At 43.1% G+C, this 19806-nt stretch carries 17 protein-coding genes; 13 read left to right on the top strand and 4 right to left on the bottom strand.

From position 1 onward, the window contains the following. The first annotated feature begins 7 nt into the window (after nucleotides 1–7). The gene (locus ACQY73_RS01435) at nucleotides 8–1231 is read left to right on the top strand and encodes a 1-acyl-sn-glycerol-3-phosphate acyltransferase (protein ID WP_428660439.1); all 1224 of its coding nucleotides are present in this window, start codon (nucleotides 8–10) and stop codon (nucleotides 1229–1231) included. 155 nt (nucleotides 1232–1386) lie between these two features. Beyond that, entirely contained in the window at nucleotides 1387–2436 is a 1050-nt protein-coding gene (locus ACQY73_RS01430; RefSeq protein ID WP_428660436.1) for an esterase-like activity of phytase family protein, read from the top strand. Between the two features lie 17 nt (nucleotides 2437–2453). Here the strand turns inward: ACQY73_RS01430 and ACQY73_RS01425 are convergent, their stop codons facing one another. From ACQY73_RS01425 to ACQY73_RS01410, 4 genes are all read right to left on the bottom strand, one after another. Beyond that, a complete protein-coding gene (locus tag ACQY73_RS01425; RefSeq protein ID WP_428660433.1) occupies nucleotides 2454–3413 on the bottom strand; it encodes a nitrilase family protein in 960 nt (319 codons plus the stop codon). A 108-nt stretch (nucleotides 3414–3521) separates the two neighbouring features. Continuing rightward, nucleotides 3522–5660, bottom strand: a complete 2139-nt coding sequence (locus ACQY73_RS01420; protein ID WP_428660430.1) for an alpha-amylase family protein — start codon at nucleotides 5658–5660, stop codon at nucleotides 3522–3524. Nucleotides 5661–5894: 234 nt separating this feature from the next. Continuing rightward, nucleotides 5895–7049 (bottom strand): hypothetical protein, encoded by a 1155-nt coding sequence (locus ACQY73_RS01415; protein WP_428660427.1) that lies wholly within the window; start codon nucleotides 7047–7049, stop codon nucleotides 5895–5897. A gap of 64 nt (nucleotides 7050–7113) precedes the next feature. Next, complete coding sequence (locus ACQY73_RS01410) at nucleotides 7114–8085, bottom strand: DUF2157 domain-containing protein (protein ID WP_428660424.1); 972 nt, start codon at nucleotides 8083–8085, stop codon at nucleotides 7114–7116. Nucleotides 8086–8400: 315 nt separating this feature from the next. Here ACQY73_RS01410 and carB point away from each other — a divergent pair, with 315 nt between their 5' ends. From carB to ACQY73_RS01355, 11 genes are all read left to right on the top strand, one after another. Further along, a complete protein-coding gene (gene carB / locus ACQY73_RS01405; RefSeq protein ID WP_428660421.1) occupies nucleotides 8401–11229 on the top strand; it encodes a carbamoyl-phosphate synthase large subunit in 2829 nt (942 codons plus the stop codon). 666 nt (nucleotides 11230–11895) lie between these two features. Next, on the top strand, nucleotides 11896–12627 hold the full coding sequence (locus tag ACQY73_RS01400) for a hypothetical protein (protein WP_428660419.1): 732 nt from the start codon (nucleotides 11896–11898) through the stop codon (nucleotides 12625–12627). Between the two features lie 184 nt (nucleotides 12628–12811). After that, on the top strand, nucleotides 12812–13408 hold the full coding sequence (locus ACQY73_RS01395; protein ID WP_428660416.1) for a Crp/Fnr family transcriptional regulator: 597 nt from the start codon (nucleotides 12812–12814) through the stop codon (nucleotides 13406–13408). Between the two features lie 128 nt (nucleotides 13409–13536). Further along, a complete protein-coding gene (locus tag ACQY73_RS01390; RefSeq protein WP_428660413.1) occupies nucleotides 13537–13902 on the top strand; it encodes a hypothetical protein in 366 nt (121 codons plus the stop codon). Nucleotides 13903–14174: 272 nt separating this feature from the next. Beyond that, complete coding sequence (locus ACQY73_RS01385; RefSeq protein WP_428660410.1) at nucleotides 14175–14504, top strand: DUF4172 domain-containing protein; 330 nt, start codon at nucleotides 14175–14177, stop codon at nucleotides 14502–14504. A gap of 160 nt (nucleotides 14505–14664) precedes the next feature. After that, nucleotides 14665–15792, top strand: coding sequence for a DUF4249 domain-containing protein (locus ACQY73_RS01380; protein ID WP_428660407.1), 1128 nt, complete (start codon nucleotides 14665–14667; stop codon nucleotides 15790–15792). A 139-nt stretch (nucleotides 15793–15931) separates the two neighbouring features. Continuing rightward, the gene (locus ACQY73_RS01375) at nucleotides 15932–16627 is read left to right on the top strand and encodes a DUF421 domain-containing protein (protein ID WP_428660404.1); all 696 of its coding nucleotides are present in this window, start codon (nucleotides 15932–15934) and stop codon (nucleotides 16625–16627) included. 257 nt (nucleotides 16628–16884) lie between these two features. Beyond that, on the top strand, nucleotides 16885–17160 hold the full coding sequence (locus tag ACQY73_RS01370; RefSeq protein ID WP_428660401.1) for a hypothetical protein: 276 nt from the start codon (nucleotides 16885–16887) through the stop codon (nucleotides 17158–17160). A 203-nt stretch (nucleotides 17161–17363) separates the two neighbouring features. Further along, complete coding sequence (locus tag ACQY73_RS01365; RefSeq protein WP_428660398.1) at nucleotides 17364–18149, top strand: SDR family oxidoreductase; 786 nt, start codon at nucleotides 17364–17366, stop codon at nucleotides 18147–18149. Nucleotides 18150–18240: 91 nt separating this feature from the next. Next, a complete protein-coding gene (locus tag ACQY73_RS01360; RefSeq protein ID WP_428660396.1) occupies nucleotides 18241–19146 on the top strand; it encodes a helix-turn-helix domain-containing protein in 906 nt (301 codons plus the stop codon). Between the two features lie 45 nt (nucleotides 19147–19191). After that, nucleotides 19192–19767: a Crp/Fnr family transcriptional regulator gene (locus ACQY73_RS01355; RefSeq protein WP_428660393.1), complete on the top strand. Its 576-nt coding sequence runs from the start codon at nucleotides 19192–19194 to the stop codon at nucleotides 19765–19767. Nucleotides 19768–19806 lie beyond the last annotated feature (39 nt).

Raw genomic sequence — 19806 nt, 5'->3', positions numbered from 1 at the left:
CATCACAATGTCCCACAATAGCTTATTTTATTCTATCCTTCGCGCTTACGTTCGTTTTTGGCACAATCGAATATTTTATCGTTCTGTAGAAATAAAGAATTTCCCCAAAAATATATCCCCAACCACTCCCCTTCTGATCGTCACCAATCACCAAAACACGTTGATGGATGCATTGGCGGTGGTGCTGAACGTGGGAAGTCGGCAACCGTATTTTTTAACCCGCGCCGATATTTTCAAGAAAGACTTTGTCCGAAAATTGCTCATGTCTTTGAAAATGCTGCCCGTTTATCGCCTGCGCGACGGCATGGATGAAATGCAGCAAAACGATGAGATTTTTCAAACCTGTGTTGATATCCTAAGCAGCGGCGGAACACTGGCGGCATTTCCGGAAGGAAACCACGGCGTGCAATATCATTTACGTCCGTTCAAAAAAGGCTTGGCGCGCATTGCGTTCAAGGCCGAAACTGAGCACGATTGGAACATTGGCCTGCAAGTTTTACCCTGTGGTCTGTACTATACACATTGCCAGAAAATGGGTGAGAAACTGGTTCTCAATTTTGGTGAGCCGTTTAAAGTGAGCGATTTTCAAGCAGCTTATGAGCAAAATCAACCGCGAACGCTGACCCAGATCACGCGACGAATGGCGGACGAGATCAAAAACCTGATGCTCCACTTCGACGACCTGCCCCACCACGATACACTCAAATGGCTGACCGACACCGAGATTCGAAAAGAGGGCGACCTTATTACCAATGTTCGTAAAAAAGCAACCGAATTGGAGAAATTACGCCTGAACAATACCGATGAGTATACCACGCTCATGGAAGAAACCGAAAAGAAGAGCAAAGAATTAGCGCAACAAGGCATTGAAGCTGAGATTTATGGGCAACCGAAATTGTCATTTTTTGAATTGAGCTTAAAAACAATAGGCTTAATTCTCACCTCTCCCATCGCGCTCTACGGTTGGCTCAATAGCGTCATTCCGTATTCCATTCCTTTCTCGGTCACCAAAAAGCTCAAAGACAAGCAGTTTTCCAGCGCCATCCGGATTGTCCTTTTTGCTTTGGTCACCTTCCCGTTCGTGTGGTTGATCCAGTGGGGAATCGTTTGGGGATTTACTGATTTCAAAACGGCCGGTTTATATGCTCTCAGCCTTCCGTTTACGGGGTATTTTGCGCACCGCTGGGCACGTTGGTGGAGCGCCGCAACCCAGCAATGGAAGTTACGATAATTAAATGATTCACGCAAAGCCGCAGAGTGGCGATCCGCCACTGCGGCAAAGAGGTAAATACATGATGATGAATACCTTAGCGACTTTGCGTGATAATTAAAATAAATGCCTACGAATACTTAGTGTTTTGAATACAACTCTAACAAAAGCAAAAAATGGGCAATCTGAGATCAATAATTGAGCAACCGGTTTCAACTTGTTTTTTGTTTTTGCTGTTTTATTCGGCAGGTTGTACAAGAACTTCAAGGCCCGCTAAAAACGAAAATGACCTCGCTTCCACTTGGCAATACGAACCTGCCGAATCCATCCCGGACTTACGAAAAGATGCGCTGTTTAAAGATGAAAATATAAAAAGCGACAGCATTTTTGGTGGTTTTTCCGGAATTGAGTACGTTTCTGACGCGCTGAATGCCCCAACAAAAGGAAGATGGTTTTTGATTACGGATGGCTATTCCAAGGTTACGCCACGCCATAACAGTTATCTGTACAGTTGCGGCAGTAATAATAGCGGGTTTCCTGATTGGAAAACCTGCCAAGCGCGCGCCTTACCCCTTATTTCGGCGGAATCTGTTCGGTATTCTAAAAATGAGCAGCAATTGTACATCGTCACCGAAAATGACGAGGAATCAACACCTTCATTCCATCAATTCAATCCGGAAAGTTCACAAACGACTCACCTACCTATACAAGTCAATTTTAAGCCGGACAGAGGGTTTGAATCACTGGCGTTGGGAACAGCAAACTTTATTTGGTCGATTCGAGAACAACCTGAAAAGCAAAGCGACACATTCACCAATCTAACAGCATGGAATAAGTCAGGGAAATTGCTGAAAGAATTTTCGTATAAGATCAACATTTCATCCTGCGCCCACGAAGAAAACGGCATCTCCGAATTATTGATCGATCCTGAAAAAGCCAATACTTTTTTGGTGTTGGAAAGGTGTTATGACAAAGATGACAAAGCCCAAAAAAACACCGTCATTCTGTACGAAGTTACGGCGCAACATCAGGGCTTAACTGAAAAAAAAGTGCTTTTTAATTTTAGAGACGGCTTGCCCGGTTTCAATTCCGATAATTTGGAAAGCATGACATGGGGCCCAAAAATCAGCGGTAAGCGTACACTTGTTTTTATTTCGGACGATAATTTCAGGAACTCAGGAGCCAACCCACAATTTACCCGCTTTTTAGTGTTGAAAGAAAAGTAGTTCACCATCCTCCACTTTTACTTTATATTGTCGCCCTCTAACCACACCACTTTTTGCTCAGATCGATGCGACTGCCCAATAATGTCGCGATACAGATCAGGGCGGCGGGCTTTAATGTAGCGAAAACCTCCCGCCTGCGTCAATTTTTCGGGTGTTAAGGTGGCCGTTACAAAATCATCACCTAATGTACGGCACTCTGCTATGACATCACCAAACGGGTCAAGGATCATGGAGCAACCATTCTTCAATTGGTCGTCGTCCATGCCGATAGGATTGGAAAACACCGCGTAAACGGCATTGTCGTACGCGCGGGCGGGTAGCCATTTCATGAGCCAGTCACGGCCTTTCATTCCGTCAAACTCCAACCGCAATGAGGTAGGATCTGCTTCGCGGTTTTCCCACAATTGAGCATCGACAAACCCTGCGCCGGGGCGGGTCGAAGGTGTACACATGGTAACGTGGGGCATGAAAATGATCTGAGCACCCAATAAAGCGGTAGCGCGCACATTTTCAATGACATTGTTGTCGTAGCAGATCAAAATTCCGCACTTCCAGCCGTATAATTCAAAGACGCAATATTGATCGCCGGGCGTTAAACAGGGATTGATAAAAGGATGCAGTTTTCGGTATTTCGCTACCAATCCGTTTTTGTCCACGCATACATACGCTTTGTACAAATGCTCATCCGCATCTTTCTCAAAAAGCCCTGCGAGAACCGCTACATCGTATTTTTCGGCTATTTCTTTTAATTTCTCAATGCTCGGCCCATCGGGAATAAACTCCGCCAAGTCAAGCATTTGTGCTTTGGAAAGATTCCTGGCAAAGGTGTATCCTGTAATGGAGCATTCATGAAAGGCAATGACCTTAGCACCCGATTGCGCCGCTTTTTGGGTCAGATTTTCAATCACGGAAAGATTATACGCTTTGTCGCCGCTCTTATTTTCAAATTGAACGGTAGCTATTTTTAAATTATTCATGTTTTAATATACAAAGTATGACCCCATCCGGGGTCAAATGTTTATAATAAAATATCGGTTTCCTATAAACTTGTGACCCCATCCGGGGTCATACAAAACGAATCACCCTTATTTGGGTTTGTCAATAACAATGCCCTCAAAATCATTTAATTTACGCAACCTAAACTCCAGATAACCGTTTTTCCACGAATACGCGATCGGTTGTTTACTGACCATTGAAAATACCTTTGACGGCTTGAATGGTGTTTGAATTTTAAACGACAGATCAGCCAGCGGCAACGGTTCAAAATACGTATTCCCGCTGAAACCGGTGATGTTGACAAGGTGCATCATCAGGCCATCGGATATTTTTTTGTCTTTATTTTCAGGGATATTTTTTACGTATTCTTTTAAGATCACTTCTACCCGTTCGTGCGCATTGGTTTGCAGCAGTTGAGTAGCTTCGGGATAAACGGAATCAATGACGTCCAACAAAATATTTTTATGTTCTTCATAACCGTGGAGATAATACAGGCGGCCCAAGTTGATGGGTAAAATCACCGCCTTACTGCGTGAATGCTGTTTCAGCCCCATGGCAAAATACCCCGTTGGCTCATGCCCGCCAATGATTTCGGGCGGACCGGGGCGGCCTTTGGTCAGAATAGGAAGAAATTTTTTATCCGTTCCGGAAAGGTCATACAGCCCCAAATTGAATTTCCAGAACAGCATTTTCTGTTTCAGGAATCGCTTAAAAAGGGCATTGTTATCGGGCGTCAGGTAAAATCCGCTCCCCTCATGGTCTTTGTTGACGATCTTGGCACCGAACAGTTCCTGCAACGCTTCCGGATTATCGAACATCGTCTGATTGGTAGCAATCAAATGTACGCCCTGCCGGCTTGCTTCTTTCAACACCTGCACTGATGCGCTGCTCAAATACGTAATATCGGGCAAAATCAAGAGGCGATAGTTTTTAACTTTATCGGCCAAGTTTTCTATTTGAGCATCTTCTACAATATCAAAGGGAATGTGGGCTTCTTTCAGCATCAGTTGAATACCGCGATATTCCTGCATGGGTGTACCGTTCGGCCACGCTCCCGGTGCTACTACCGCGATTTTGGCAACAGAGGTATATTTCCCAAAATAAGGCTCGTATTTTTTATGATGTGCGTAAATTTTTTTGATCACGTCATAATTTCGTTCATCTTCATAACCGCGCATATCGCCCATCATGCTGATATCCGGCCCTGAACCGTTGGCAATGTTTTCGTACAACCGGATGGAAACCTCTTCCGGCTCCACCGCATTGTAGCGCGACTGAAACGATATCTGCTGAATACTGCTGTTGCTGATGATATGGTCCGGAAAGGAATTGACAGCATTGCCTACATTGTCTGAAGCAGAATAAGGCCAATAGGGCAAGCTGTTGGTTTGTGATTCGTGGCGAATAATATCCACATATTTATCCATGTAGGTACAGATCGCGATTTGATTACTCTTCGATTTGACCAATTCATGCAGCCTTTTCGACCAATCTTCCACTGTAAACTTTTTGAACGTCAGGTATTTTTGAAAGACGGGGTCGGCTTTGTTCTCTTCCGTGGGCAAAGCCAAGCCGTTGCTGTATTCGGCAAATCGTTTTTTATCGTATTCATTTTGGTCAATTCCGTGGTATTTACCCTCGTACGGATTGTTGACCTGATAGCCGGGCATGTTCAGAAAAATACCGTCAATGCCATAATTATCAATCACTTCCTCAATGATCTTAAACGCACGATCCTGCACATACGGCGCGTTGATGGACACCACATACATATCGGTGTTGATAATACGCTCACCTTTAGGCGAGACATAACACCAATCAGGATGCGCCTTAAAGATACTTTCATGCACCCGACTGAAATCGAAACGTACAATGACCTTGATTCCACGCTGATGACACCGCTGAATGACATCGCCCAACATGTTTCCCTTCATGTACGGATTGGTATAATGAAAATCCAGCTTAGTCGGATAAAATGCCATGATACCTCCCGCGTTGATGAGCAACGTATTGGCCGAACAGGATTCCAAGTCTTTGAGTAACGAATCGGGATTTAACGTAGCGGCCTCATAGGCAGGCAGATTAGTTTGAATGACTCGTAGATTATTCTTTTTCCACCAAGGCATATCGGCGGGCCATTGTGCTTTATAAGGTATATTTTTTTGAGCAAAAGCGGCAACTGAAACCGAAAAGAAATAAAGCAGGTGCAGGCTAATCAACTTTTTCATGAATTAAGAGGGAGAGTACGTTGGGTTAATAAGTATTTACGCTCTTAAAAATCTTCCGCAGTCGCTCGCGTCCCGCGAGTGACGACTATTTACAGGCCTCCGGCCTATCTTGTTTCGGCTGGAAGGAAGAGAGTTGGAGGAGGTAAGAAAAGAACTTGAGCTGCCTCCGGCCTATCTTGTTTCGGCTGGAAGCCTTATAATAATCGTCGCTCGCAAGATGCGAGCGACTGCTGCTCAATACTTCTCTCCCGCACCGCCACCGGCAAAATCTCCGCCGCCAAATTCCACGCCGTTTTCTACTGAATGGATGTTATTGGTAATTTGAGAAACTACGATTGTTTCAATCGCCAAGCGTTCCTCATCGTCTTTTTCAGGGGCGTAACTAAAGCCATATTTTGGCATTTTAAGTTGACGAATGACGCCAAAAGCAACCAACGTAGCCGCAGCACCTCCCAAGATCATTCCCCACTCAACGGGCAATACCGTATGATAATAACGAAACGTCAGCACTGAAGCAACCATCCCCAATAACCCCAAAACAAACAACGTTCGGTCCCGCCAACGAAATCCGCCGTATAGGTACAAAAAAGGAATTAAAAATGTAAAGCCCCAAAATAACCCCGCAAACGCAATTTCGGGCGAGGGAGCAGGCAGATTGTTTAATTGGGCATTGGCTTCCCGAACCACAAAATAATTACCTCCTGCATAAAACACCACCAATGCCGTAGTATTGAGCCAATAGATAGCCGTTTTCCAATAAAAGGCCGTCGGTTGTTGGCTCAATTTTCGAGTAACTATAAAAAAGCCGGCCGCGTAGAGCATCAGCGCAAATGGCAGCAAAGCCTTGCCGATCGGGTTTTTCATCAATAAAGAAGCCACAATGAACAGACCGCACAAAAACATTCCCAAAGCGACCAACGGCTCGCCGAAACTGTATACCACCAAAACCAGAATAGGCAAACAAAGAGCAGCCGCTATCCACAGTTCGTCGATTTTCAGGGATTCATAAATCTCAAATATCAATGGCATGGTCGCCCCAATGACCCCATAAATAAGCGCATTGTCAATGCCTGAAAAATGCAGTTGCTTTTGTGGAATAAAGCGAACCAACAAAAAAGCCGTCGCAATGGCATACAAAAAGGAAACAATTGAAAAACTTACCCCGGCTCCTACCAATAAAAAGCCAAAAGAGCCGCCAAAAAAGAAACAGGCCTGCGCAAAAACGAATAATCCGATTTTGATAAACAGGTTAGGATTATAAGGCACTGCCGCATGAATTAATTGCGCCTCGGCCAACTGTTCAGTGGTCAGCATTCCCTCCAAATGCCATTTCCTGGCCATCTTTTGGGCGTATTCATTGCGAAGAAGCGTTTCGTTATAAACTTTCATAGAACGCTGATTATTAAGATTTTTAAGGTGTATTTATGTTTTTTGTTCTTAGCCGGCTCGCTTTTCACGCCTCTTTCAAAAGTTTTTTATAATTCATAAAAAACCAAATAACAGCCCCCGTACTTCCAAAAATGTAGAAAAGGCCGAAGAATGCCCACAAATCTTCATTCATGGTTTCAAAAAGCAAATAGGTAATTCCAATATATCCGTACACAACTGCCATCAACAGAAACAAAAACGATCGTGAGCGACGGGCATATTTCATGAACAGCCAGCTCCCGGTAACAATGGGTAAAATAAATCCGGCTGACCAACTTTCCGAACGGAACAACCCCGCCAAAGCGCCAATAAAAAATACATTTCCTCCCAACAACAGGTAGGTGAAGGCAAAGTGCTTTTTGAAATTCTTTTTCTCCGACCCCAACCCCACTCCAATATAAAAAGCACCTAAAAGAACGCCGGTCACAATGAGCTGTATGTCGTTAAAATCATTGTTGTTCAGCACTTCCAACGGAGCCACGGTAATTCCTACCCATGAAGCCAACGCCGTCAGACCCATCGAAAGAACGCCTCGGTGGTCGAACCGATAGGCGCAAAAAAGGAAAAGCACGGCCGGCAAAACGGTAGCCAAACCATAACGTGTGCCGAAAACAGTATAGCGCCATTGTACATAGCCTTCCAACAGCAGGAACAGCGTACAGGAAATGAGTAATGCGAAATCGCTGAATTTGGCTTCGTTTTCCACCATTCCCCAAGAAAATGGGACTCTCGTACGGTAAACATAGAAGAAGCTGCCCGCTGTCAGCACCGCCAACAGTGTAATGAGCGCCGTATGACCGATCGTGTCAATGTTGTTATAAATGAGCACGCCGACACCGGATGTAAATAAGACGATCCCAAGATATAACAGACTTCGTAACAGAATGTACAACGAAACAGGGCGGTTACGTTCATGCGTTTCCAATTGTTCGCGCTGTTCGTCGGTCAGGAGATGGCGTTGTTGCCACTCATCCAAAAGAATTGATAAAGGGTTCATGTAAACAAAGGTCACAATTTAGGCTGACATCAAAAAATGTACTTATTTACCGTACATTGCAATAAAACTCCAATTCAATAAATCACTATTAATCAACAAGTTACATATATTTACCACATCTGTTTTAGATATTTTGCAATTTTAATGCCTCAAAAAACATTTCCTCCCCTAATTTTGTGCAATTTTTGCAGCTACCCTGCTGCAGAAGTTAAAAGTTAGACGCGCGTCGTTTGGTTGAATTACCCCATTTCAGCCATTTAAAAAGACCCCGACGACCGGCGAATAACAGATAACTGATAACTTTCCATCAAAAAAATGCCAAAAAATCCAAACATCAACTCTGTCCTCATTATTGGTTCCGGTCCCATTATCATCGGTCAAGCATGTGAATTTGATTACTCCGGCTCCCAGGCCGCTCGGTCACTGAGAGAAGAAGGAATTGAGGTCATTCTGATAAATTCCAATCCGGCGACCATCATGACCGACCCCATCAACGCCGATCATGTGTATCTCAAGCCGCTCGAGAAAAAGTACATTGTTGAAATCTTAGAAAAACATAAAGTCGACGCCGTTTTGCCAACCATGGGAGGCCAGACGGCGTTAAATTTAGCCATTGATTGCGACAAAGCGGGTATCTGGAAAAAATACAACGTGCAGATCATCGGGGTAGACATCAAAGCCATCGAAACCACCGAAGACCGCGAGAAATTCCGTCTCAAAATGATCGAATTGGGTGCGGGTGTTTGTAAAGGTCGCACGGCTAAATCGTTTTTGGAAGGAAAAGAAATTGCTCAGGAAATCGGTTTCCCACTCGTAATTCGCCCATCGTACACGTTGGGAGGAACAGGAGGCGGGTTTGTCAACACCGCCGCTGAGTTTGACAAAGCCCTCCAACACGGCCTCATTGCCTCTCCCGTTCACGAGGTGTTGGTAGAACAAAGCGTAATGGGTTGGAAAGAATACGAGCTCGAATTGCTCCGCGACGGCAACGGAAACCTCATCATCGTCTGTTCCATTGAGAACTTTGACCCAATGGGAATCCACACCGGTGACAGCATCACCGTCGCGCCGGCCATGACGCTTCCGGATACACTCTACCAAAAAATGCGCGATCTCGCCATTTTGACCATGAACGGAATCGGTAAATTTGCGGGTGGCTGTAACATTCAATTCTCAGTCAATCCGGAAACCGACGATATCATTGTCATCGAAATAAACCCGCGTGTATCGCGCTCTTCAGCATTGGCGTCGAAAGCGACGGGCTACCCAATTGCGAAGATCTCCGCTAAAATGGCGATTGGCTACAATCTTGACGAGTTGATCAACCCCATCACGGGCAGCACATCCGCCTTCTTCGAGCCGACCATCGACTACGTGATCGTGAAAGTACCGCGTTGGAATTTTGACAAATTCCCGGGCGCTGACCGTTCTTTGGGACTCCAAATGAAGTCCGTAGGGGAAGCAATGGGTATTGGACGTAACTTTCAGGAAGCATTGCAAAAAGCCTGTCAATCGCTCGAAATTCGTCGCAACGGACTCGGTGCTGACGGAAAAGAATTGACCGACGTAGCAGCCATCAAACATAGTTTAGCGCATCCAAGCTGGAACCGTTTATTCCATATATATGATGCGTTCAAAATTGGTTTATCGTTCAAAACCATTCAGAACCTCACCAAAATTGACGCATGGTTCCTGCACCAGATCGAAGAATTGGTGGAATTGGAAAAAGAGATCCAAAAATTTGATCTGGAAGACCTGCCCGCGCACCTTCTACTTGTAGCCAAGCAAAAAGGATACGCCGACCGTCAGATCGCACACTTGCTGGGTGTGAAGGAAAGCAAAGTCTACAAACGCCGTCAGGAACTGAACATCAAACGCGTGTACAAATGCGTAGATACATGCGCGGCCGAGTTTGAAGCAAAAACACCTTACTACTACTCAACATTCTGTATCTCAGCCGATAATCCCGACAATGAATCCATTCCTTCCAACCGCAAAAAAGTGGTAGTGCTGGGTTCCGGGCCTAACCGCATTGGGCAGGGCATTGAGTTTGATTACTCGTGTGTTCACGGGGTTTTGGCCGCCAAAGAAGCAGGTTACGAGACCATCATGATCAACTGTAACCCCGAAACGGTGTCAACCGACCCCGATATTTCGGATAAACTATACTTTGAGCCCGTTTTCTGGGAACACGTCCACGCCATTGTGCAACACGAAAAACCCGAAGGTGTGATCGTGCAGTTGGGCGGACAAACAGCCCTGAAAATAGCCGAAAAACTTCATCAATACGGCATCAAGATCATCGGAAGCAGCTTTGACACGCTTGACTTAGCCGAAGACCGCGGTCGTTTTTCAGCCTTATTACGTGATTTAGGAATTCCATATCCACAATTTGATACCATCCGTACGGCCGATGCTGCCGCCGAGATCGGCAAGAAATTGGGCTTCCCGCTATTGGTTCGCCCAAGTTATGTATTGGGTGGACAAAGCATGAAGATCGTCATTAACGAGCAGGAATTGGAACAACACGTGGTGAAGATACTGAACGACATTCCTGACAATAACATCTTACTCGACCACTACCTCGAAAACGCCATCGAAGCCGAATCAGACGCGATCTGCGACGGGGAAGATGCCTACATCATCGGTGTAATGGAACACATCGAGCCGGCAGGTATCCACTCAGGTGACTCGCACGCTACGCTCCCACCGTTTGACCTAACGCCCGACGAGATTCGCCAGATCGAAGAGATCACGATGAAAGTGGCCAAGGCCATGAAGGTAAAAGGCCTCATTAACATGCAGTTTGCGGTGAAAAACGGCGTAGTGTACGTGATCGAAGCCAATCCACGTGCCTCGCGGACGGTGCCGTTTATTTGCAAAGCCTACCAAGAGCCGTACGTCAATTACGCCACGAAGTTCATGCTCGGCGACAAAAAAGTGAAAGACATCACCTTCAAACCCGTGAAGAAAGGCTGGGCCATCAAGATTCCGGTGTTCTCGTTCAACAAATTCCCGAACGTGAACAAAGAACTCGGACCTGAAATGAAATCAACGGGCGAAGGTATCTATTTCATTGATAGCCTCGAAGATGAATTCTTCCAAAAAATATACGGTGAGCGGAATCTGTATCTGAGCCGCTAACAATTTGTCATACTGACAAGCATCTGAAAGCCTTCGTGAAAACGAGGGCTTTTTTTATTAAACCAATCAACGGGTGGAAGCCGGTACATTATTCGGAAGTATAGTATTGTTTTTTGTCACTCTGAAAGAGTCAACATTCGCTTGATGAGACCCAAAAAAAGAGACCTGTTGGCACTTATAGTGTTACAAACACTTTGTTTATTTTTGGAGTCGTAGTTGCAACTACGACCAACTGGGGGAGCAAAATCTGTATTTGAGCCGATAAGCTCAACCCAACCGTTTGATAACTTTTTCCCTCATTTACTTGCTTTCGGCTAAGTAAATAAGGGTTTTTTGTTACTATGTGATTTTTATCTTGATTTATGTCATTTAAGGTAAAAACAGATGCCATATATTAAGGCTACGCACAACGGAAAACAATTATTGCAATGTTGTGTGTAGTGTTCTTTTGAACACTGGGTACTAAAAAATAAAAGAGCCGTCTGTGACGGCCTGCCAAGTTAACTTATCAAAAATTAAGCGTAATAATCATGCCGTTTGCACTCCGTATTCAAAACCACGAAAGGCTTTATTTTATTACATTTGCTACTGTACACTGCGCACAATGGAGGGTCTCCCGTGCGGTACTGCAAAAAATTTGCATTTTAGAGATTTAGCTGCAACAATATGGACAAACTAAATAACTACGCTGATGATCGATTGATACGCGGGTGCATCTATTGTGATGGCCCAGCCGACACACGTGATCATGTGCCCTCCAAATGTTTACTTGAACAACCCTATCCTCCAAATCTACCTATAGTAGGATGCTGCGACTCTTGTAATCAGAATTTTTCGAAGGACGAGCAGTACTTTGTCTGCCTAATAGAAAGCGTTCTTTGGGGTTCAACCGATCCGGAAAAAATTGGTCGCCCATCAGTCGCCAGAATTATGCAAAACTCACCACCTCTTAGACAACGTATTGAAAACTCAAAAATCGTAGTGGATGGTCAAATTGCTTTTGTTCCAGAAGTTCATCGTATTCAAAATGTAATGCTTAAACTCGCTCGGGGGCACGCAGCTTTTGAACTCAGTCAACCCTGTCGCGAAGAGCCCGACCATTTCTGGTGCGGTCCTCTTTTATCGCTACCTCAAGAGACTCAAAAAGCGTTCAATTCGGTTCATTTTCAACAGGGCTTTGGTGAAGTAGTCTCCCGAAATATGCAGCGCCTCCTTGTCACACAAATAACTCAACTATCTGAGAATGGCGAACCGCAAAATGTTGGAATACTTATCAATGATTGGCTTGATGTTCAGGATGACCGATATAGATACATCGCAATAGATGATATGGGTTCATTGGTTATTAGAATTGTAATTGCTGAATACTTTGCATGTGAAGTTGCTTGGGAACTCTAAACAACACCGTGCTACCGCTAACAGCAGCTTGACACTAACCCATGGTCTGTGTCTCCACAGACCTTCTTCTTCATTAATTATAGTTTAAAATCTTTTGTTAAGCTTATCGGTCTGTGCGGACACAGACCACGGTAAATATATCAAGATCACTATAATTCACTTTCTAACTTCAATTAAATTTCCAATGGCTGTCATACACTTTGAACCCTTTCATAATTATGTCGAATCAAAATCCTCATTGGCACTGAGCTCAGATGAAAAAGAGCTTATAGAGAGCGCTTTTAAAGGAAAACATTTACGAAAGAGGCAATATTTGCTACAAGAGGGGGATGTTTGTAAATATATGTCATTCATTATCAAGGGTTCAGGACGAATGTATGCTGTCAATGAAAAAGGGCTGGAGCATACAGTCCGTTTTGGCTTAGAAAATTGGTGGCTGGGCGATTATGAAAGTTACAACTTCAATACGCCGTCACTTTATAATATCGAAGTATTGGAAGATTCTGACGTACTTATGATAGACCAAAATCAAATGCTGAAACTTATTGCAGCAATACCTGCAATAGATTTAATGATTAAGCAAATAGACCGAAAAGGAACTGTAGCCACACAAAGACGCATCCATTCTTCGATAAGTCTGAGTGCTGAAGAGCGTTATGACAATTTGATTAAAACATATCCTGAGTTCCTAAATCGCTTTCCCCAAAGTATGATTGCATCCTATCTTGGTATATCACCTGAGACTTTGAGCCGTATTCGTAAAAATAGTTTGAAAAAATAATGTTTAGTAATCTTCTTGATAAATGTCAATGAAATTTCTTAGCAAATGTCAAGCTATGAATAGATGAGCTATCTTTAATTTTGCCATTGTAAAAATCACATTTGAAACCAATAGTATAATTTATAATTATGGAAGCATCATCAATGTTATTACAAGACAGCTTATTGGGCGTTTGGAATAATCGCAATTCAGTCGAAAGACTTACCTTAATGGAAAAAATCTACAATTCAGATATTTTGTTTTTTGAAGATGACAAAAGCGAACCAATTGTTGGGATTGAATCTATTGACAATCTAATTCAGAAATTACAGCAAGATTGGCCTGCTGATTTTGAATTTACCCTTACTGAAGCTCCAAAATCCAATCATAATGTTCAGCACATTAGTTGGCAGCTTGGTGCTTCAGGTCAGCAACCGGTAGCGGTCGGTGTAGATGTTGCTGTTATTGAAGACGGGAAAATTAAATCCTTATACCTTTTTTTAAGAACAGAATAATTAATACGGTTTTTCTATAAGGCTCATTCTCCAGAGCGCGATCTCCCTGTTCGTTCTCAAATAAATAGCGCGAGCGTCCCGCTCGCGCTATTTATTTGAAAGACTCCGGCTTTTTTTGTTAGGCTCTAAGCCTATCAATAGAGAGCACGAGCAAAATACTCACACTATTTAGTTTATATAAAACGCATTTTCTTACCAATGATTAATAAACGCCTGTTTTATAACTCAAAAAACGCCTATACTTTGATTTATAAAACACACTCGTATCGCTCATGCAATGGATTTGGCAGAATAAAGATTTCCCAAATTTTGAATACAATGCTTCTTTATTTTCAACTTTTGAAAAAGTTTTTTATAGAAATGCGGGAATTATTATCGGTATGTCAAGCCATTTGACTGTCGATAATTTGGAACAGCTATACGTAAAGTGGGCAGCGATGGTTACCATCTTTATCTTAGTGATGGGCATTGTTATGATTCACTTCAAAGAGGGTTGGTTTGTAGTGGGCGGTGGCCGAAACGGCGTTGAATTTAACTTTCTGCTGATTGTTGTTGTATTGGCTCTTTGGTTTCCCAATGGCCTTAGAAAAAACGGTCGCTGAGTAGGGAAGCCTACACAACCATCAGTAAGGCGATTCACATCATAAATGTACAGAACACCAAGTAATTTGCTGTTTGAAATAGCTTTAAAATCAAAGGGTTTAATTCCATAAAGCGAATGTATTTTATTCGCTTCAAGAGGTTTTTAGCGCCCATAATCCAATGAAAGTTCGATTCAGAATAGCTTTAATTACCGGTTTGCTGATTTCCTGCTTGTACGCCTGTGTAGCACCTTACGACGTAAAGTATCAGCTCAATGCCGATATATTAATTATAGATGGGTTTGTGTCCGATCAATTGGGTACAACTGTGAGCATCGCTATTGGCCGTAATGCGAACAAAAGCTATTATTCAGAAGCCGTAAAAGGTTGTGTGGCCGAAATTAGGGCCGGAGATGGCAGCACCATTCCGTTGCAGGAAACAGAGGCAGGAGTATATAATGCCCCAAGCAATTTTAAAGGAAAAATTGGACAAACCTATCAATTGCATTTTCGTACTCCTGATGGAAAAACGTACGAATCTCCCAAAGAACTTCTGAAGGCAACTGCTGAAATAAAAAATGTGTATCAACAGTATGATCCTATTGGTATTCTTGACAATAACGGCAATAATGTAATTGGCTCAACGGTAGATATTTACCTTGATTTTGACGACCCGAAAGAAACTCAAAACTTTTATTTATGGCGTTGGAAACTCTACGAAGAGCAAAGTATCTGCATTACGTGCGTTGCAGGGAAATTGGACCCGGTATCGGGTAAATGTGTACGAATATATTCTGTTTTTCCACCCGACTATGATTATTCCTGTGACAGTCCATGCTGGGATATATTTTATAATAAGAATTTAAACATTTTCTCGGATAATTTTTCCAATGGAAAATCTATCTCAGGAAAACTCATTGCTAAAATCCCATTCTATTCTTCCAACGGAGGTGCTTTACTTGAAATTGAACAATTGGGGATTTCACAACAAGCCTATCAATATTTCCGGTTATTGAGCGATCAGGCCCAAACGACAGGAACACTGACGGATACGCCTCCTGCGGCCATTATCGGCAACATTCAAAATGTGAACGATTCACAGGAAAAAACAGTAGGCTTCTTTGGAGCTGCAAGTAGCAAAAAAGTCCTTCATTGGGTAGAACGGGATCGTTATCCCAATCCCATCGTGACAAGCCTCTTAGGACGTCCTATTAATAGGGAGATGCCCGTAACGCCTCCTTCTCCTCCTTCTTTTCCCTGTCTGTTAAGTAAAAACCGAACGCCTGTTCGTCCTGAAGGTTGGCGATAAGCAAAAGTCAATCATAGTAAGCAAGATTACTTTCAGTGTAATTCCTGCCGACCCATGGGAGAAAGCAGGCAATCTAAAGTAAAGGAACTAACCGACTGTTACTTACTGTTGCCTTTTTCCACACTTAAACACATTTTCTATGCATGGTCTGATTGATTGGAAAGCGCTACTGCTGGGGTCCGAAGATTGGCATTTTTTAATAGAAATCTCCCTGCGAACGACCATTATGTTCGTTGTACTTCTGACGGGCCTTCGATTGCTCGGCAAACGTGGGGTAAAGCAGTTATCGGTCTTTGAGCTGGTTGCTATTATCGGGTTGGGCTCAGCCGCCGGCGACCCGATGCTGTACAAAGACGTAGGAATACTGCCTGCGTTGATCGTATTTGTAATCGTCGTCATTCTGTACAAGGTCGTAACGTACTTTATTGGTCAGAATAAGAAATTTGAACTGTTGGTAGAAGGCAAACCCATCTGCCTGATCAAAGACGGCGTATTTTCCATTGAAAATTTCAGGAAAGAAGCCTTGGGAGAAGACGAGTTCTTTTCGGAACTGCGGATGCAAAGTGTTTCTCATTTGGGGCAAATTGAGGAAGCTATCGTAGAAACATCCGGCGACATCAGCCTTTTTTTCTACGAAGACGATAAAGTAAAATATGGGCTCCCGGTGATGCCGTCAGTATTGAGCACTTCCACCGAGCGTATCTCGGAGCCGGGGCATTATGCCTGCACTTTCTGCGGCTATACGACCAAATCAGCTCCCATGGCAAAGAAAGTCTGCCCGACCTGCAAAAAACACAAATGGGTGAAAGCCGACAATAAAAAACGGATTAATTAAAGCCAAACCCGTGGCCTGTGTCTCCGGACAGGCCTTTTTCTTCAAAAAATAAAATTCGCTTTAAAGGTAATTTGTAATCTGTGTCTCCACAGATTATGGTGGTGATTGCACTAATCATACAATTCGATTCTCTATTGAGATTTGCGAAATAGTTAAACCTAACTATTTCGCATCATTGGCACTTTGCAGAAATTTGACCTATTGCTTTGCCGGAGTAAAGTCAGGTCTTACTACTTCTGTTTAAACACATACAAACCATGAAATACGAAAAAAGGAAATCCATCATTTATTATTCGTTTCTGTTTTACATTCTGTTTTTTTCAAACGGATGTAAAGAGGAATTGGATTCAGATTGTACGGGTGCAGAGGCCAACATTAATAAGGCAAAGGCAGAATATAATAAAAACCCTAATGTCCAAAACTGTCAAGCTGTAGTTGAGGCCTATACTTATTATATTGTCAAAACCGATTGCAGCGACATTGAATCGTACAGAAACTCAAGGGATTCCTTTCAGGAAGATCATTGCCCTTAAATTGTATTGCTATTCGCGGTGTATCAGCAATTTAGTTTTGTGTGTTTGATTTACTGATTTCGTTATATCTGTTTTTGAGTTTACTTCATGCCTTCCAATCCATGGTCAGTGTCTCCTCAGAACCTGGAAGAGCAATCATATGCTCTTAGCCTCCGATTTCCCATTTTGGCTACAACAATCCTCAGTTTGGCTAACTCCAAAATATGATTACGCTTCACCTTTGCATTGTCAAAAACAATCAAAAAATGGACAATAATATCAAAGGAAAAGTAGTGATCATCACGGGTGCCGGCAGCGGTATCGGATTAGCCACCGCCAAGCATTTGGCTGCATTGGGAGCAAACGTAAGTTTAGCGGGAAGACGTAAAGAAAAATTAGACAAACTTGCAGCGGAGATTGACCGGGCCGGCGGCAAAGCCATTGCTTTGGCTACCGATGTCAGTAAACGGGAAGAGGTAGAAGCACTCATTGCTCATACCATTGCGGCGTTTGGCAAAATAGATGTTCTCTTCAACAATGCCGGCATAATGCCCGTTTCAATGCTCGAAAACCTGCATTATGCCGAATGGGAAAGCATGATCGACATCAATATCAAAGGCGTATTGTACGGCATTGGGGCCGTTTTACCGCACTTTAAAGCACAATTGGGCGGGCACTTTATCAATGTGTCGTCAGTGGCAGGGCATCAGGTATCGCCGTCAAGTTCGGTCTATTCTGCCACAAAGTTTGCCGTAAGAGCGATCAGCGAAGGACTCCGTCAGGAGGTAAAACCGTACAACATTCGTACCACCATTATCTCACCCGGAATGACCGAAAGTGACTTGACCGACAGTATTACGGATGAACGAATAAAGCCGATGATAGGCGCCATCAAACAATTGGCCATTCCTGCCGAAAGCATTGCCCGCGCAGTTGCATATGTGATCAGCCAACCTGCCGAAGTGGACGTTAATGAAATTATTATACGGCCTACAGCTCAACCATCTTAACAATGCATAAGACTTTCCAAGTTTCAAAAACCTGGAAAGTCTCTACTCTCTTAATGAACTATGTTTCCTACATTTGTCTTTCTATCATGAAATGAAAAAGTCCAATCACCAACCCTATACGTTTCATTCCATTGCGGAGATGAACAAAGCATTGGGAATGCCGCCGCCTTTGCATCCGTTGATCGCGCTGAATGATTATAAAAACATTACGGCCGATATTTCAGACATTGTCAAAGGAATGTTGATGGATTTTTATAAGATATCTTACAAAAGAAACCTCAGCGGCAAGATAAAATACGGGCAACATTATTACGACTTTAACGAAGGCGGCCTGTCCTTCATTTCTCCCAATCAATTAATCGCCGAAGATGAAAGTAACGGCGAGTGCGACGGCTTTACCTTACTCATTCATCCTGATTTTTTGCGCGGCTATTCTTTGACAACCACGATTAAAAACTACGGTTTCTTTTCCTATTCTGCCAACGAAGCATTGCAACTTTCGGAGAAAGAAAAAGAGACTGTTCTGGGCATTTTCAAAAACATTCAGGATGAACTCGAACAACGTCTTGACAATTTCAGTCAGGATGTGATTATCAGCCAAATAGAGCTGCTGTTGAATTATAGTAACCGCTTTTATAACCGCCAGTTCATTACCCGAAAAGCGGTAAACAATAGTCTTTTAACCCAAATGGAAAAGTTGTTGGATGATTTCTTTACTACGCAGGAAGGTTTACCAACGGTTCATTACCTGGCCGATAAATTAAATGTTTCTCCAACTTACCTAAGCGATCTCCTGCGGAATCTTACCGGCATGAACGCTCAGCAACATATCCATCAAAAATTGATCGAAAAAGCAAAGGAAATACTATCGACCGGCAATTTATCAGTTGCCGAAGTTGCTTACCAATTAGGGTTTGAACATCCGCAATCGTTCAGCAAAATATTCAAACGAAAAACCAACCTAACGCCCATTGAGTTTAAGCAATCCTTTAATTAAATCCGAATTTTCATTTTTCAGGCGCATGCAACACAAAGCAGTAGTATGTCAGAGCATTTAAGAAGACATATAGAAAAATTTACGGAGATAAATCAGGAAGATTTTGCCGGCATTTTGGCGTTTTTTCACCCGCTGGAACTGAAAAAAAAGGAAAATTTACTGACTGAGGGAAAAATCTGCCGGTCTAACTACTTCGTTGTTGAGGGCTGTCTGAGAATGTTCTTCATAAATGATAAGGGCGTTGAACAAACCATCCAGTTTGCCATTGAAAATTGGTGGCTTGCCGACTACGCCTCTTTTGAGGCCCAAAAACCGTCTGAGTTTTACATTCAGGCAGTTGAAAAATGTGAGATCTTAGCCATTGACTGCCAAGCCCAAGAAGAAATGTTACAGGCATTTCCCCGAATGGAACGATATTTCAGAATGGTGCATCAAAGGGCGCATGCCGCTTCGCAATTTAGGATCAGAAGTTTGTATGATCTTTCAAGAGAAGAACTTTATTATCAATTCACTAAAAGGCATCCGGAATTTGTCCAACGTGTTCCTCAATATTTATTAGCTTCTTTTTTAGGATTTACACCCGAATACTTAAGCGAAATCAGAAGTAAAAAACTTTCTTAAACCGGTTTAAGAATTGGGCGTTTTCGGCACTCTACCTTT

Source organism: Runella sp. (assembly GCF_965279615.1).
Taxonomy (GTDB): domain Bacteria; phylum Bacteroidota; class Bacteroidia; order Cytophagales; family Spirosomataceae; genus Runella.
This window is presented reverse-complemented; position numbering and strand designations above follow the sequence as displayed.

Bases quoted from the DNA above. Each gene is read 5' to 3' on its own strand.
- ACQY73_RS01410 (WP_428660424.1), bottom strand. From the start codon at position 8,085: ATGAACCCTTTATCAATTCTTTTGGATGAGTGGCAACAACGCCATCTC.
- ACQY73_RS01360 (WP_428660396.1), top strand. From the start codon at position 18,241: ATGAAAAAGTCCAATCACCAACCCTATACGTTTCATTCCATTGCGGAG.
- ACQY73_RS01355 (WP_428660393.1), top strand. From the start codon at position 19,192: ATGTCAGAGCATTTAAGAAGACATATAGAAAAATTTACGGAGATAAAT.
- ACQY73_RS01390 (WP_428660413.1), top strand. From the start codon at position 13,537: ATGGAAGCATCATCAATGTTATTACAAGACAGCTTATTGGGCGTTTGG.
- ACQY73_RS01400 (WP_428660419.1), top strand. From the start codon at position 11,896: ATGGACAAACTAAATAACTACGCTGATGATCGATTGATACGCGGGTGC.
- ACQY73_RS01425 (WP_428660433.1), bottom strand. From the start codon at position 3,413: ATGAATAATTTAAAAATAGCTACCGTTCAATTTGAAAATAAGAGCGGC.
- ACQY73_RS01395 (WP_428660416.1), top strand. From the start codon at position 12,812: ATGGCTGTCATACACTTTGAACCCTTTCATAATTATGTCGAATCAAAA.
- ACQY73_RS01385 (WP_428660410.1), top strand. From the start codon at position 14,175: ATGCAATGGATTTGGCAGAATAAAGATTTCCCAAATTTTGAATACAAT.
- ACQY73_RS01430 (WP_428660436.1), top strand. From the start codon at position 1,387: ATGGGCAATCTGAGATCAATAATTGAGCAACCGGTTTCAACTTGTTTT.
- ACQY73_RS01435 (WP_428660439.1), top strand. From the start codon at position 8: ATGTCCCACAATAGCTTATTTTATTCTATCCTTCGCGCTTACGTTCGT.
- ACQY73_RS01380 (WP_428660407.1), top strand. From the start codon at position 14,665: ATGAAAGTTCGATTCAGAATAGCTTTAATTACCGGTTTGCTGATTTCC.
- ACQY73_RS01375 (WP_428660404.1), top strand. From the start codon at position 15,932: ATGCATGGTCTGATTGATTGGAAAGCGCTACTGCTGGGGTCCGAAGAT.
- ACQY73_RS01420 (WP_428660430.1), bottom strand. From the start codon at position 5,660: ATGAAAAAGTTGATTAGCCTGCACCTGCTTTATTTCTTTTCGGTTTCA.
- ACQY73_RS01365 (WP_428660398.1), top strand. From the start codon at position 17,364: ATGATTACGCTTCACCTTTGCATTGTCAAAAACAATCAAAAAATGGAC.
- ACQY73_RS01370 (WP_428660401.1), top strand. From the start codon at position 16,885: ATGAAATACGAAAAAAGGAAATCCATCATTTATTATTCGTTTCTGTTT.
- carB (WP_428660421.1), top strand. From the start codon at position 8,401: ATGCCAAAAAATCCAAACATCAACTCTGTCCTCATTATTGGTTCCGGT.
- ACQY73_RS01415 (WP_428660427.1), bottom strand. From the start codon at position 7,049: ATGAAAGTTTATAACGAAACGCTTCTTCGCAATGAATACGCCCAAAAG.